This window comes from Acinetobacter sp. TY2 (assembly GCF_046269225.1).
Classification (GTDB): Bacteria; Pseudomonadota; Gammaproteobacteria; order Pseudomonadales; family Moraxellaceae; genus Acinetobacter.
On the sequence record NZ_JBJZOR010000007.1, the window covers coordinates 69345 to 84731 of the forward strand.

At 37.9% G+C, this 15387-nt stretch carries 10 protein-coding genes; 6 read left to right on the forward strand and 4 right to left on the reverse strand.

From position 1 onward, the window contains the following. Positions 1-59: 59 nt before the first annotated feature. On the reverse strand, positions 60-2684 hold the full coding sequence (locus ACK1JC_RS06270) for an AAA family ATPase (protein WP_409511008.1): 2625 nt from the start codon (positions 2682-2684) through the stop codon (positions 60-62). 181 nt (positions 2685-2865) lie between these two features. Between ACK1JC_RS06270 and ACK1JC_RS06275 the strand changes: the two genes are divergently transcribed. The 4 genes from ACK1JC_RS06275 to rpmE all read left to right on the forward strand — a co-directional run bounded on the left by ACK1JC_RS06275 (position 2866) and on the right by rpmE (position 7087). Further along, a complete protein-coding gene (locus tag ACK1JC_RS06275) occupies positions 2866-5064 on the forward strand; it encodes an AmpG family muropeptide MFS transporter (protein WP_409511009.1) in 2199 nt (732 codons plus the stop codon). Further along, the gene (gloA, locus tag ACK1JC_RS06280) at positions 5064-5465 is read left to right on the forward strand and encodes a lactoylglutathione lyase (RefSeq protein ID WP_409511010.1); all 402 of its coding nucleotides are present in this window, start codon (positions 5064-5066) and stop codon (positions 5463-5465) included. The genes ACK1JC_RS06275 and gloA overlap by 1 nt, the downstream gene beginning before the upstream one ends. A 174-nt stretch (positions 5466-5639) precedes the next feature. Next, positions 5640-6641, forward strand: a complete 1002-nt coding sequence (locus tag ACK1JC_RS06285; RefSeq protein ID WP_409511011.1) for a bile acid:sodium symporter family protein — start codon at positions 5640-5642, stop codon at positions 6639-6641. A 218-nt stretch (positions 6642-6859) separates the two neighbouring features. Next, positions 6860-7087, forward strand: coding sequence for a 50S ribosomal protein L31 (gene rpmE, locus ACK1JC_RS06290; protein ID WP_409511012.1), 228 nt, complete (start codon positions 6860-6862; stop codon positions 7085-7087). A gap of 129 nt (positions 7088-7216) precedes the next feature. Here the strand turns inward: rpmE and ACK1JC_RS06295 are convergent, their stop codons facing one another. Genes ACK1JC_RS06295 through epmB form a run of 3 tightly spaced genes read right to left on the reverse strand, consistent with a single transcriptional unit; the run spans position 7217 to position 12154 of the window. Then, entirely contained in the window at positions 7217-9385 is a 2169-nt protein-coding gene (locus ACK1JC_RS06295; protein ID WP_409511013.1) for an EAL domain-containing protein, read from the reverse strand. Continuing rightward, on the reverse strand, positions 9367-11118 hold the full coding sequence (locus tag ACK1JC_RS06300; protein WP_409511014.1) for a GTPase: 1752 nt from the start codon (positions 11116-11118) through the stop codon (positions 9367-9369). Before ACK1JC_RS06300 ends, ACK1JC_RS06295 begins: the two co-directional genes overlap by 19 nt. Positions 11119-11137: 19 nt before the next feature. Continuing rightward, entirely contained in the window at positions 11138-12154 is a 1017-nt protein-coding gene (gene epmB / locus ACK1JC_RS06305; protein ID WP_409511015.1) for an EF-P beta-lysylation protein EpmB, read from the reverse strand. Positions 12155-12439: 285 nt separating this feature from the next. Here epmB and efp point away from each other — a divergent pair, with 285 nt between their 5' ends. Both efp and ACK1JC_RS06315 read left to right on the forward strand, forming a co-directional pair. After that, positions 12440-13009: an elongation factor P gene (gene efp, locus ACK1JC_RS06310; RefSeq protein WP_409511016.1), complete on the forward strand. Its 570-nt coding sequence runs from the start codon at positions 12440-12442 to the stop codon at positions 13007-13009. Positions 13010-13280: 271 nt separating this feature from the next. Next, positions 13281-15383, forward strand: coding sequence for a carbon starvation CstA family protein (locus tag ACK1JC_RS06315; protein WP_409511017.1), 2103 nt, complete (start codon positions 13281-13283; stop codon positions 15381-15383). Positions 15384-15387: the final 4 nt, after the last annotated feature.

Here is a 15387-nt window from a genome sequence, read left to right on the forward strand (position 1 = left end):
GCTGAAAAATTCAACGCTGTTTTTAAAATGGTTCAAGGTAACATCATGAATCGACTACTTTAATCTACCAAAGCTTCAGCCACCGCATCTTGAGGTGTTTCACAGATGATCGGTACTTCTATTTTTTCAATCTTTTTATTTTTTTTCTGTTTCTTTTTTTTCTTTTTCTTCTTCGATTTTATGCTGATGTCTAAACCATCTTCAAGCGCTTGCCAATATTCGAGTTGTGCCATAACCACTGAATAGATAGAACCTTTGGTATAACGACCTTTCTTGTCGAGCTTACCAACAGGGCGTGCCATTAAAATTTCAAGAGCTTGATCAATGGTATCAATCGCATGAATGTGGAATTGACCATCAGCCACAGCTTCAATGACATCTTGGCGGAGCATCAAATGTTGCATGTTTTGACGAGGAATAATAACGCCTTGTTTACCAGTCAAACCTTGCAATTTACATGCATCAAAGAAGCCTTCAATTTTAGCATTCACTCCACCAATGGGTTGAACTTGACCAAGTTGGTTCATTGAACCTGTAATCGCCCAAGATTGATCAATCGGTAGTTGGCTGATTGCCGAAATAAGCGCAGATAGTTCTGCGACCGTTGCACTATCACCATCAACCTGACCATAGCTTTGCTCGAAAGCAAGCGCGGCTGAGAAGTGCAGAATTTGCTCACGACCAAAATGTGCTTTGAGAAAGCTCGACATGAGCAACACGCCTTTGGCATGTAAAGAACCACCAAGTTCAACGCTGCGCTCAATATCGAGAATATCGCCACCACCTTGATAAACTGAAGCGGTTAAGCGTGAAGGTAGACCAAACTCGACATCGGCATATTGAATAACCGAAAGTGCGTTGATCTGACCTAAACGATGCCCACGTGTTTCAATAAGTTGTGTGCCACGAGATAAATCTTGCCAATACAATTCACGTAAATAACCTAGACGATATTGACGATGTTTCAATGCAGTATTGATATGCTGCGCTGTCACCATTTTTTCATCAGATTGCAGTGCATGGTGATGTGATTCACGAATCAGATCACCCAAAGTCAAAGCATGTAATGACAATGAACTTTGATCTTCAGCTTGACGACTAGAATCGGTAAGTAGTGCAGACAGGGCAGAACGGTCAAAAGGCAACAGTTTGTCTTGTTGAACATAATCGGCAATGAGCTGCATATAAGCTTGTTCATTTTCTTCATTGCGTTGTAAGGTATCTGTAAAATCAGCACGGATTTTAAACACGCTACCGAGTTCAGGTTCAACCTCTAAAATTTCATAATAAACTTCAGGTTCAGCCAATAAAACCACTTTTACATTCAGTGGAATAGACGCAGGCTCAATTGAAATGCTGCCTGTGAGCGTGATCATGTGCTCAAGAGATGATAATTTTAATTGCCCCGATTTAAGCGCACGTTTTAACCCTTGCCAAGCATACGGTTGCTCAAGCAGTTGTTCTGCTTCAAGCATTAAAAAACCACCATTGGCTTGATGCAATACACCCGGACGAATTAGGGTGAAATCGGTGGTAATCGTACCATTTTGCGTCAATTGTTCAACATGACCCAACAAGTTGTAATGTGTCGGGAAATCTTCAAAAATAACAGGTGCACCAGCATTAGGTTTATTGCTAATGACGACATTGGCTTGATAGCGTGAAGGTACGCTGTTGAATAATGCAGGTGCAAATTCATCACTTTCACTATCAATCACATTTTCAACATTATCAATAATATCTTGTGCATACTGTTTGAGATATAGCTCTAAGCCATCAGTATCAAATTTATTTAAAATGGCTTCCATACGAGGAATAATGACTTGTTTACCAATATCTCGATTCAGTTCCGAAACTTGATCTCGTGCATCATCCTCTAAATCGCCTAATTGTAAACCTAGACGTTCGAGCTTTTTATCCATATAGCGGATATTGGCTGCAATTTCGGTGCGCTCTTTACTGGTCAATGCATTCATGTCTTCTTGCGACATTTCCTGCATTTTGTCATCTTTATAATGCGTGGGAATAAACACATGCTCATCATGGCGATTGATCAGTTTAAGATCAAACTCTTCGCCTTCACGAGTCAATTCAGCCAAAGCATGTTGTTGTTCATTACCAGTGATTTGGCGAATACGTTCAATTTGATTGTGATAGGTTTCCGCACTAAAGCGTCGTTCAAGCTGTTTTAAAATGGTTTGCCATGTTTGATGTAGTAATGTTGCAAATTTACTACCTTGACCTGCGGGAAAGCGTAGAGTAATGGGTTGGCGAGCATTTTTAAAATTATTGACATATACCCAATCGTCAGGCGTCGGCATAGACTTGGCATTTTGTTGAAGTAAACGCTTGATCATGGTGCGTTTACCAAGTCCGGCTGTTCCGACAGCAAAAATATTGTAGCCTGAATAAGGCAAGGCAATACCAGCTTCTACTGAAGCTTTAGCACGATCTTGACCTAAAAAATTATTCAGTGGTTTAATTCGTTTAGTTGAACTTGGAACACGAGGTAAATTTAACAGGTGCGTCAGTTGTTCTGGTTTTAGTGCAGTCTGCATTAAGGTTTGTTGTATATCCGTCTGGTCAAAAGCAGTTGGAAGTAAATTTGGACTTTGGAGTGCTGTCGTTGTAATGGTCGTATTTGAAACAGGGGTTGAGCTCATTTGATCATGTTTCTGGGTCACAGGTGAAATCCAAAACTGCTAAAGGTTGAAAGTTTAAAGGTATACAGTATTGGGCGTAAATATCAAGCAGATTCAAATCAAATATCTGGATTTCAGCAATGCAGTAGCATAAAAACCATTGAAACTAATGTGATTAAGCGGTTGAATAGCGATATTTCTTTTTGCAGAAAACAATAAACGTATGTCTACGCAAAACTCAGCACAAAATGCGTCACCACCATCGGGGTGGAAGTCCGCATTTATGGCATTTATGGATCGCCGTGCTCTCATTATGTTATTTCTTGGTTTTTCAGCCGGGATACCCATTTTATTGATCTTTTCAAGCCTATCTTTATGGCTTGGTGAAGCCGGTATTGAAAAAAGTGCAGTAACTTTTTTCAGTTGGGCAGCTTTGGGATATTCCTTTAAATTTGTTTGGGCACCATTGATTGATGAAATTCCTGTGCCTTATCTAACCAAAAAATTGGGACGGCGTAGAGCTTGGCTTCTCATTGCACAAATTTTGATTATTTGTGCAATTTCGATTATGGCTTTTTCAGATCCGTCACTTGGGCAGAGCTATTTGTATCAAATGGCAGTCGGTGCTGTATTACTTGGTTTTTCAGCGGCAACGCAAGATATCGTGATTGATGCTTATCGTATTGAATTGGCTGAAACGGAAATGCAAACCGTATTGGCTTCGACCTACAACGCAGGCTATCGTATCGGGATGATTGTTGCAGGTGCGGGCGCACTTTTTCTTGCCGCATCGCTTGGAACATCAAAAGGCAATTATATTTATGATGCATGGAAATATACTTACTTAGCGATGGCAGGTGTCATGGTAGTAGGTATTATAACCACACTGAGCATTCGTGAAGCACAAATTAATCGTGTCGATAAGCATTATAAAAATACTGATTATTATCGCTTGGTTGCTGTCTTTTTTGTTGCAGTGGTGAGTTTTGTTACAAGTTATATTTTTTCAGGTAGTTTAACGGAAGCTTTGGCAAAACAATTTGAAATCAAAGATAGCTTTTTACTCTTTGCTTTAGAGGCTGTGCGTTTTATTGGCTCAGGTGCAATAGCATTTTTTGCAGGCTATGGATTGGTGCAGGCAGGTGCCGTAAATAAGCAGATGGCCTATGACACTTGGGTCAGCCCAATTGCAGATTTCTTTAAACGCTATGGAGTGAAACTTGCTCTAGTTTTATTACTATTGATAGGTTTCTATCGTATTTCAGACATTATTGCTGGGGTAATTTCCAATGTGTTTTATCAAGATTTAAATTTTACCAAAGAACAAATTGCTGAAGCCGTTAAAATTTACGGTGTAATTTTCAGTCTTGTTGGTGGATTTTTAGGAGGCTTACTTGCACAACGCATGAACATTATGAAATTGATGTTTATTGGCGCAGTGTTGGCAAGCTCAACCAATCTGATTTTTATTGGTTTGGTCAAATCGGGACAGCCTTTAGCACCTGTCGATATTCAAGTCGGTTCACAACAGTTTACAGCACAGCCTGATGAAGTAGGTGCGTGGAAAGTTGCTGTACCTGCTCAGCTTCTTTCAGAAAATCAGCACATTTCAGTCAAAGCACAATTTGCCGATCAGTCAGAGCAGATTGAAGTTCAAGCACCCTATTTGGTTGAAAACGGTCATGCACAGATTCAACTTTTACCTATAACAGGTGATAGCAAATTAACTACACAAGAGCTGAAGCAAAGTGTGGTAGTCAAAGGGCAAATTCTAGGTGTGAAAGATACCGATTTAAATGTAGATCAACCTGTACTTGTCAGCCTTGATGGTCAAACATTTAATACCAAACTTGATAAAACAGGGATGTTTACTGCGATTGTTGATGCGGATGCTTTGCAAAAATCAGAAAGTAAAAGTATTGAAGCACGTTTGAATTTTGTTCAGTCAGAGCCCTTGGTTGCTGTTACACATGGTTATCTGATAAGTGATGTTGAACCACAGTTAAATGTTAATATTGAACCTATTGCGGTGGTTAATATAAACTCAAATACAGCATCAGTTGATATGGTTGAACTGAAAGGTAAGGTTATTGAGAAATATAGTTCCGCTTGGCTATACTTTGCAATTATTGTCGATAATTTGGCTTCAGGTTTGGCGGGAGCCGCATTTATTGCTTTCCTTTCAAGCTTGACAAGCGTGTCATTTACTGCAGTTCAGTACGCCATTTTTAGTTCACTCATGACTTTAACTCCTAAAATTTTAGGTGGATATTCAGGTACAATTGTCAGCAATATTGGATATCCAAAATTCTTTTTGATGACGACTTTAATTGGTATTCCAATTTTAATTCTTGTGGTCTGGGTTGGAAAACTATTAGGTGAACATCAAAAAACCATTCAAAATGAAAAAGGTGAATCATAATGCGCATGTTACATACCATGCTACGTGTAGGCAATTTAGAACAGTCTTTGGCGTTCTATACTGAAGTTCTCGGTATGACTTTATTACGTAAACGTGACTATGAAGAAGGACGTTTTACCCTTGCTTTTGTTGGCTATGGTGATGAAGAAAATAATACGGTACTTGAGTTAACGCATAATTGGGACACAAGTAGTTATGAGTTGGGTAATGCCTATGGTCATATCGCGATAGCTGTTGATGATGCTTACAAAGCGTGTGAAGACATAAAAGCACGTGGTGGTAATGTTGTTCGTGAAGCAGGACCAATGAAAGGTGGTGTGACGGTTATTGCATTTGTTGAAGACCCAGATGGTTATAAAATCGAGTTGATTCAGCAAGATCAAGATGCGAGAAACAATTAAGTTAAACGTGGAATGTTTAAAATAAATAATGAACATTTTCCTCATAATATGACTTAATCAAGTAAGCTCGGTAAGATGGTTATTTATCTTTAGGTAAAAATCATTTTACTGAGCTTTTTTATATGTATTTGAAAAGTTCAGCATAGATTTTTTATCACTGACAGGATGTTGAATATGAATATATTAAAAATATTAGCATTGGATCGTTTTACGATACTACTTATCGTCATGGTTGCTTTAGCTTCATTTTTTCCTGTGCAAGGGCAAAGTGCAAGCATATTTGGTCAGATCACCACCATTGCGATTGCGATTTTATTCTTTTTGCATGGTGCTAAACTTTCACGTGAAGCGATTGTGCAAGGCATTATGCATTGGCGTTTACATGGCGTTGTCTTTGCTTTTACTTTTTTAATTTTTCCAATCTTAGGTCTACTTGCAAAACCATTTTTGCTACCTTTACTTGGACAACAGTTGTATTGGGGCTTTCTGTTTATGTGCTTCTTGCCATCAACAGTACAATCCTCCATTGCCTTTACTTCAGTTGCAAAAGGTAATGTTGCTGCGGCGGTGATCAGTGCATCATTTTCTAATTTGGTCGGTATGTTTATTACTCCCATTATGGTGAGTCTATTTATTTTTGGACAAACGCAGCATAACTATGATGCGACCTCATCGATCGTACAAATTGCATTACTCTTGCTTTTGCCTTTTGTTGCAGGGCAGGTGTTACGTCCTTATGTTTTTCCATATATGCAAAAAGTTCCCAGCATTGTGAAAGCCTTTGATCAAGGCACCATTTTGATGGTGGTTTATGGAGCATTTAGTGGTGCTGTCGTAGCAGGCTTGTGGAATCAAGTGAGTGGGATGACTTTGTTTATTCTTACAGTCGTTTGTTCAGTGTTCTTAACTATTGTTATGCTTTTGGCTTGGTATATTCCACGTTGGTTAGGCTTTAGTGTACCTGATCAAAAAGCGGTATTTTTTTGCGGTTCTAAAAAGACTTTAGCGAGTGGCGTACCGATGGCGCAGATTTTATTTGCAGGGCAACCTCTTGGCATGATTGTTTTGCCGATTATGATTTTTCACCAAATTCAACTGATGGTCTGCGGGATCATCGCCAATTATTGGGCGAATCAAAAGTCGGTTGACGTTGTGGAAGAATTGAAAGCCGAATAATTCGCTTATTGTATTATTTTGCAGTATAATATTGCCCACTTGTTGTGCTTAGCTCTGACACTTATAGTCTCGGTGGGCTCAAAAGAAATGGTCTGTTGTGGTGTTGATCTGCGGGTTTATTGAAAAAATTTATTTTAAAATAAACTGCTTATTTCCTCATTTTGAGAGTGATCAATTGCGATGACAGCGAAACCTTTCTTAACTTAGGAGAATCGTCCATGCGCGCCGATATTCACCCAAAATACGAAACTTTAGTTGCGACTTGTTCATGTGGTAACGTAATCGAAACTCGTTCTGCTCTTGGTAAAGAAACGCTTTATCTTGACGTATGTTCAGCTTGTCACCCATTCTATACTGGTAAACAGAAGAATGTTGACACTGGCGGTCGTATCGACAAGTTCAAACAACGTTTTGCTGGTATGTCACGTTCTATCAAACGCGACTAATCTGCGAAAGCAAAAAAACGGGCATCTGCCCGTTTTTTTATGCCTAAAATAAGTGCAGAAACAATTTACGATTATCATGTGTAAAAAACCAAGTCGAAACTTGGTTTTTTAATGTGGAAAATACTTTAATTACTGATCTTGTACATCGGTTAAATGATCCATTCTCTTTTGGAAATAATCACCTTGAATAAAGCGTACATCGACATTCCAAGCATTAGCAAAAGCATTCATATCATTCAGATTTTTGAGTAAAAATACCAATGGTTTTATCATTGTGTAATGTTGAATCATATTTTGTAGTTCTGCTAATGATTTTTCATCAGCCAACATGTCCGTATATTTTTCATCTAATGACAGTAGTGCTAAATCTGTTTGTTTTACAATAGCTTCAGTTGAAATTGTTGAGCCGAAGTTACGTATAGCAATTTCTGCACCATGTTCACGTAATATATTAAATTGCTTTTGTGCTTCAATCGGACTTTTGGCAATATCTTCTTCATCAAACTGTAGAATGAGAGGATGTGATAATTTACTACCCACAATGGTGATGAGTTTTGCTACTAATTCAGGAAATTGCTTATCTTGAAATAAAATATGTCGATTCAAGTTGATGATGAGTTTAGCATCAGGATATTGCGTAATAAAATTATGTAATTGTTTACATGCTTCGACCATAATCCAACGATCAAGTTTAATTGATAATTCAACATCATCATCTAATTCGACTAAACTACAGGTTTTTTTCCAATTGTTTTCATAAATGAAACCACTAGTGACTTCATAAGTATATAAGTTTGTATCTTGTTTATCATACAGTTGCTGATACTTCAGATGAATTTCACCTTTTTCTAACTTCTGTTGAATTTCTTTTAAGATTGGTGACTCACGTTGTACAGGTTCAATATTGAGCGTAGGTTGAATGATTGGTGTATTGAGCGGTTGTACATTAGGTACTGATAGTTCTTCGTTTGAAATCAGCTCAATTGTGGTTTCTTGTAGTGTCGCTTCCAGTTGTAAGTCTGATGCAGATTCACGTTTTGGTAAAGACGTATCATAAGCCTTCGCCAATAAGCCTTCAAAATTTGCTTCGCTAAATGTTTCTAGTTGAATAGGGCTAAAACCAAGTTTGAGTTGTAAGGGGAATGTACGATTATTAATATTGAGTAATTGCTGTTTTTCTAAAGAGTTGAGTGCGGAAACTTTAGACTCAAGTGCTGTGGCAGATTCTGCTTGCATGATAATTGCGTGAAGAACGGTATTAATTTTAAAAACACGTTGTCCAGTTTGCTCTTTAATAAATGCTTTGAGTTGAGACAAATATGCTTTGGTATCAGCCCAATTTAAATGTAATATTTCGTCATCACATTTAGAAAAACTAAAAATAATTAGTGCATTGGCTGTAGCAGGTTGTTGAATCAAATGACGTTGAATCAAATGGAAGGTATCGTCTGCATTATTTGTTGGCGCTGATGCTACACTTGGTTGAGCGATTGGTGCAGTATTTGCAGTTTCTATTGCAAGTTGTACCGTACCATCTTCACCTGGTAAAAACTCTATTTTGAGTGGATTTTCAGACAGTGCTTGTTCATTTTGTGTAGTAATTTCAAAACGACTAAGTTCTGTTTGCCCTTGCGTAAATTTTTTGAATCGAGTTTTGAAATCATTGAGATTTTTGGGTTTTAATACATCAAGAATCGGTAAGCCGAGAATGTCATCTTCGGAGCCGATACCAAATAATTTTAAATATTCCTCATTGGCTTGTGAATGCATACCTTCTTCAAGAGTAGCTACAGCTTTCTTTTGCTCTTGAACCAATGCTTGTGCTTGCGTCTTTGCTGTATCTAAATCGCAAAGTAAGTTTTTTTGTGCTTGTAATGTTCGGCTATATGATAGTGCACGTATAGTACTGATATAAACGCGTTCAGGGTGAGCAATATTGACAATGTCGTAAACACCTTTATGAATTAGGGTTTGATAATGCTCAGGCTTATAGTCTTGTGGTTTGAGTAATAGTACTGGAATATCAATTTGTGACGATGCATGAATGAGGGTAATCGCTTGTTCAAGTTTTAAATCATAAGCCTGACCAAAAATGACCAAATCCCAACGGGTATGCAATTGTTTTTCAAAGCTACTGAGGTCATCAAGCAAAATGGCATGGACGGGATGATTTTTATTTTGAAATATATTAAGAATTTCATTATATCTGATTTGGTTATCATCAATGATTAACAGTCTAGTTTCAGACAGTTTGAGTTTCTTAGATAATAATAAATTTCTCATTTCAAGGCTTCCCATACATCTTGATTATTTAGGTCATTGGATTGCTGGTGAATATATTCATCAATTAGGATTTTTTGTTCATCATTCAAAAGTTCAAAATCAAATTGAACAACACTTTGAGTAATCAGTAAAGTTTTGATTAGATAAAGTTTAATTTCCTGATCATTTAAACGAAGATGAATGGCTTGCTGTTCTTTAAAGAAGGGAAGATTGGGTAGAAGTATAGAATTGACTACCTGATCGAGTTCTTGTGTCTGAATCAACAATGCAGGGTGATAATTGACATTTGAGTGGTCAGTAGAGACTTTGACAGCACATGGGAAAATATCCTGTGCCAATATTTCAATACCAACTTCATATGTTTTATTGATGGATTGTTTGATCCAACGGACAGTTGCGCCCTTCCATTTATTTTGTGAATTTTCATTGACTAATAAAAACTCACCTGTACGTAAGCTTTTTGGTGCTTCATTTGCCCAACGAATACGATAGCCATGAATACTGATGTCTAAGACAGGAATTTGATGGATCTGCTTGGCTTCACGGTCTAGGGTTTTAATCAATTTAGGTGCACTAGAATCATTATTATTGGCAATGCTTGATTGCACATTGGACTCTGATTGAAATGCGTAATTATTTTTAAGTTGTAATGTTTCAGCAAAATTTTTCGCTTTAGATAAATAAAAATGCGCCGTTTGTAAACCAAAACATACACGTAACTGAGCAGAATACTCATAACGTTCATGTTGACGCTCAGGCGTACTGCCTAAAACATTTTGTACATGAAATTTGAGTGCAGTCGATAAATACATCTGCTCATTTTTGGACAAATATTCATTGTCTCTTTGAATAGTGATGTTGATATGTTCGAGTAGGCTTTGTGTCGAAATATATAAATTAGGTTGAAAACTTTCGTGTTGTCTGCGGTTATATACTGGTGGATGGTCTTTAGTGGTATCGACAATATAACGAGAGATAGATGATTCTCTTGGGAGTACTTGGATCATTTTTGACCAATCAAAACTACATTCATATAACGCTTGAATTTCACTTGGACGAATTTGATGGGTATTAAAAATATCGAGTAATAAGACTTGCGCATAGGCTTGTTGTATATTTTGAACAACATGATGCGTACCTTGTAATTGATTAATATTAATTAGGTATTCTTCATTTTTAATCGCCATTTCATACAGGTTGTGTGTTGTATACCATTGATTTGATAATGCAGAGCTATATAACATTTGTTGCTGAACGAGCAGTAAACAAATTTGCTCAAGAGCATAATAGGTGGCAAGCGTACGTGCTGTTTTTAGATTTTTTCGCTCATTAAACTTGAACAGCGAAAATTTTTGGTTTAAGAGCTGATGATGGCTACGATGTACAATATCAACATAGATATTGGTGAAGTAAATGCGCAAGCGAATGGTCAATTCAATAATATGTTCATTGCGATCTGAGTGAAAAAGTCCTTGATTATTAAAATGTTTTTCTAAGCTAAGCAAAACATTTTCAATAAATGGGTGTAAGACCTGAATGAGATCAAAGCGCAGGGTTTCATCACAGCGTAATGTAGATATTTCATGAACCGCAGTCATAATGGCTTCTGAGGTATCGCCCAACTGCATAATTGAGAGTTTTGAAACCCATTGACTCAGTGCTTGTACAGTTGGCTCAGCAAAGCTCAACTGATCACGACTGAGAACCGTATTAGATTGGAAAATTTCAGAAGTTTCTTTATTTATCATTATGTTTTAACTCTTAAATTTAAAAGATTGTTACTCCATACAACGGGGTTTTATTTTGTTCTCCCGCAATTTCTCGGACAAGCTTAGGAACCAAATAGCCTGGTAAAGTCGCTAAAACCTCAGTGTAAATTTGATCAATTTTATTTGCTTCCAAATCAAAATGGTGAGCACCTTTTACTTTGTCTAAAACATGTAAATAGTACGGCATGACTCTCGCTTGAAATAATCTATGGCTCAATTCAGCTAAGATCTCGGCAGAGTCATTGACGCCTTTGAGCAAAACAGATTGATTTAAAACCAAAATATCCTGTTGAACAAGATTAGCTAATCTGCGACAAGTCAAATCATCCAATTCAGCAGGATGATTTGAGTGTACCACTAGAATAATCCGTAGCCTACTGTTTTTCAATAAGGAAACAAGCGCTTCATCGAGACGTTCTGAGATAGTCACAGGAACTCGTGAATGAATACGCAAAATTTGAATTTGATTGAGAGATTCTAGGCGTTCAAGCCATAAAGCGAGCTTTCGGTTGGATAATGTCAGTGGATCACCACCACTCAATATCACTTCATTAATATGTGGTTTGCTTAGAAGGTAATCACGAATATTAAGCCAATCATCATTTTTAGGAAGATTTTCTTGATAAGGAAAGTGACGACGGAAACAGTATCGGCAATGAATGGCACAGGCACCTGTTAAGGTGAGTAAAAAGCGAGATTGATATTTGTGTAGTACGCCAGGAAGTTGATTAGCTTGTTCCTCACCTAGAGGGTCTGTGATAAATTCGATATGTTCTTCTAATTCGAGATGGTGTGGTAAAACTTGCAATAATAAGGGATCGAGAGGATTACCAATTTGCATTTTACTGACAAAAGCACGAGGGACACGTAATTTGAATTGTTCAGAAGCGAGCAATGCTCCCGAAAGTAAATCTTGTTCAGAAAGATTTAAGAGTTCGAGCAGTTCAGTCGGAGAGGTGATTAAATCGCTCATTTGCGATTGCCAATTTTGCTCTTGGTATATAAAGTTTGTCATGCCACGTTTGAATAAAATAATTAATTAATCGGTTTGGAGTTGTTTCAACTTTGCACTATAGATGTGCAACACCAATTGAAATGAAAGGGAATTGAAGATTTTACCCCCAAACTGCTTGGACAGGAATATTTTTTCGTTGCCCTGACATAGGTTGCTCATTTAGAATACATCCAAAATATGTAAAATGCATGTTTAGGTGACATTGCAAATGTTCGTTGTCTGAATACTTTGCCAATACCTATTTTGCATGTGTTGATTAATATAGTAAGTTTGGAGTGTGCCTGAATGGCCAATTATTCTACGAATGACTTTAAGCAAGGTCTTAAAGTAATGCTTGATGGTAACCCATGTTCAATCATGGAAAATGAATACGTTAAGCCAGGGAAAGGTCAAGCCTTTAACCGTGTAAAATTACGTAACCTAAAGTCAGGTAAAGTTTTAGAAAAAACGTTTAAATCAAATGAAACACTAGAAAGCGCAGACATCGTAGATGTAGAGATGGAATATCTTTATAACGATGGTGAATTGTGGAACTTTATGGATCCTGTAACATTTGAACAAATCACTGCAGACAAAGTTGCAATGGGCGATGCTGCAAAATGGTTAAAAGACGATTCAAATGAAAAATGTACAATTATGCTGTTCAATGGTGTTCCATTGTCAGTGAGCCCGCCAAACTTCGTGGTATTGAAGATTGTTGAAACTGATCCAGGCGTACGCGGGGATACTTCAGGCGGTGGCGGTAAGCCAGCTAAACTTGAAACAGGTGCAGTTGTACGTGTTCCATTGTTTGTACAGCAAGAAGAAAGTGTGCGTGTGGATACACGTACAGGTGATTATTTAGAACGTGCATAATTACGTATAAATGATCTATGATTGAAGGGATGATGAAAATCATCCCTTTTTTATTGAATGATAGAAAAGTATAAGAATCAAAAAATGATGAGTATGACTAATGCTAAATTTATGTCATATTCGTCATATAAGTTTAAAATAATGTTATGCCAAAGTCGTAGATGAAAATAAAAAGATGAGGAGTAGAGTCAACAGAAAAGTGTCACACGAAAATGCATTGCGCTTTATAAAAACAATGGAACTGCTTTTGTAATCAGGATGTGAGGTCTGCATGGAAAATACAGAAAAAAAATCATCACCCTTATCAAAATTGATTTGGGTGATTGTTGCTATTATCGGAGCCGTATCTTTTGGGATACTAGCTGTCAGTCGTGGTGAGCATGTCAATGCTGTTTGGCTCGTGCTTGCTGCTGTGTGTGTGTATAGCATAGCCTACCGTTTTTACAGCTTATTTATTGCGACAAAAGTTTTTGAACTTGATGCACGACGTTTAACGCCTGCGCATCGACTTGCTGACGGTTTGGATTATGTGCCCACCAATAAGCATGTTCTTTTTGGACATCATTTTGCAGCCATTGCAGGAGCGGGTCCATTGGTGGGTCCTATTCTAGCTGCACAAATGGGTTATTTGCCCGGTACGATTTGGCTTCTCGTCGGTGTGGTATTAGCAGGTGCTGTTCAAGATTTCTTGGTTCTGTTTATTTCGACTCGCCGTGATGGACGTTCGCTCGGTGAAATGGCAAAACAAGAATTGGGTTCATTTGCAGGTGTGATCGTAATGCTCGGTGCATTAGGGGTAATGATTATTATCCTTGCCGTACTTGCGTTAGTGGTCGTAAAAGCATTGACCAATAGTCCATGGGGTGTGTTCACAATTGCGGCGACTATTCCAATTGCACTGTTCATGGGCGTATATATGCGTTATATCCGTCCCGGTAAAATTGCTGAAGTTTCCATTATTGGTTTTGTCTTGATGATGGCTGCCATTATATATGGTGGTGATGTTGCTCAACATGCCTATTGGGGACCATTCTTTACTCTAACAGGTACGCAACTGACTTGGGCACTGATCATTTATGGCTTTGTTGCTTCAGTTTTACCTGTATGGTTATTGCTTGCACCGCGTGATTATTTATCAACATTCTTAAAAATTGGTGTGATTGTTGGTCTAGCAATTGGCATTTTGGTAGCAATGCCGATGTTGAAAATGCCTGCTACAACACATTTTATTGATGGTACGGGTCCTGTGTTTGCAGGTTCTATGTTTCCATTCCTATTTATTACGATTGCTTGTGGTGCAATTTCAGGATTCCACGCACTTGTTTCATCAGGTACAACACCAAAACTGATCGATAACGAAGTTAATATTCGTGTGATTGGTTATGGTGGTATGTTGATGGAATCATTCGTTGCAATTATGGCAATGATTTGCGCAACAGTTCTTGAGCCGGGTATTTATTTCGCGATTAACTCACCTGCGGCAGTTTTAGGTACAACCGTTGAGTCAGCTGCTGAAGCGGTACGTACTTTAGGTTTTGTCGTTACACCTGAAGCACTGAGTTTGTTAGCAAAGGAAGTGGGTGAAAATACCATTTTATCTCGTACAGGTGGTGCACCTACATTTGCAATTGGTATGGCACATATCATTACCGAGATTTTCAACAACCGTTCAATGATGGCATTTTGGTATCACTTTGCTATTCTGTTTGAAGCACTGTTTATTTTAACTGCTGTTGATGCTGGCACACGTGCTTGTCGTTTTATGGTTCAAGACACAGTGGGTATAGTAGTTCCTGCTCTAAAAAACTCACATAACTTTGTGGGGAATTTAATTGGTACAGGTGTCGCAGTTGCAGGTTGGGGCTTCTTCGTTTATCAAGGTGTGGTCGATCCACTCGGTGGTATTAACAGCTTATGGCCGTTATTTGGTATTGGTAACCAAATGTTGGCAGCAATGGCATTGACACTCGGTACAGTAATTTTGTTTAAGATGAAGAAAGAAAAATATGTTTGGGTTACCATTGTCCCAACAGTATTCTTAATCATTACCTGTATGACAGCAGGTTGGCAAAAGATTTTCCATTCCAATCCTAAAATTGGTTTCTTGGCACAAGCAGATAAGTTCAAGGCTGCAATTGCGAAGGGTGAAATTTTAAAACCTGCCAAAACGCTTGAAGAAATGCAAACGATTGTATTCTCAAATCAGATCAACGCTGCGCTGTGTGCATTTTTTATGATCGTTGCGATTATTATGATTATTGCTGCAATTGGAGTGATTCGCCGTGCATTGGCAAATCCTGAACCAAGCGTAAATGAAAGCGAAGCGATATATGTTGATCCTTCAGAAACCATCGTGACGTCAGCGAAACATTAAGATG

What these genes read in the sequence shown, in the direction of transcription:
- ACK1JC_RS06275 (WP_409511009.1), top strand. Translation starts at nt 2,866, where the DNA reads ATGTCTACGCAAAACTCAGCACAAAATGCGTCACCACCATCGGGGTGG.
- gloA (WP_409511010.1), top strand. Translation starts at nt 5,064, where the DNA reads ATGCGCATGTTACATACCATGCTACGTGTAGGCAATTTAGAACAGTCT.
- ACK1JC_RS06285 (WP_409511011.1), top strand. Translation starts at nt 5,640, where the DNA reads ATGAATATATTAAAAATATTAGCATTGGATCGTTTTACGATACTACTT.
- rpmE (WP_409511012.1), top strand. Translation starts at nt 6,860, where the DNA reads ATGCGCGCCGATATTCACCCAAAATACGAAACTTTAGTTGCGACTTGT.
- ACK1JC_RS06295 (WP_409511013.1), bottom strand. Translation starts at nt 9,385, where the DNA reads ATGGGAAGCCTTGAAATGAGAAATTTATTATTATCTAAGAAACTCAAA.
- ACK1JC_RS06300 (WP_409511014.1), bottom strand. Translation starts at nt 11,118, where the DNA reads ATGATAAATAAAGAAACTTCTGAAATTTTCCAATCTAATACGGTTCTC.
- epmB (WP_409511015.1), bottom strand. Translation starts at nt 12,154, where the DNA reads ATGACAAACTTTATATACCAAGAGCAAAATTGGCAATCGCAAATGAGC.
- efp (WP_409511016.1), top strand. Translation starts at nt 12,440, where the DNA reads ATGGCCAATTATTCTACGAATGACTTTAAGCAAGGTCTTAAAGTAATG.
- ACK1JC_RS06315 (WP_409511017.1), top strand. Translation starts at nt 13,281, where the DNA reads ATGGAAAATACAGAAAAAAAATCATCACCCTTATCAAAATTGATTTGG.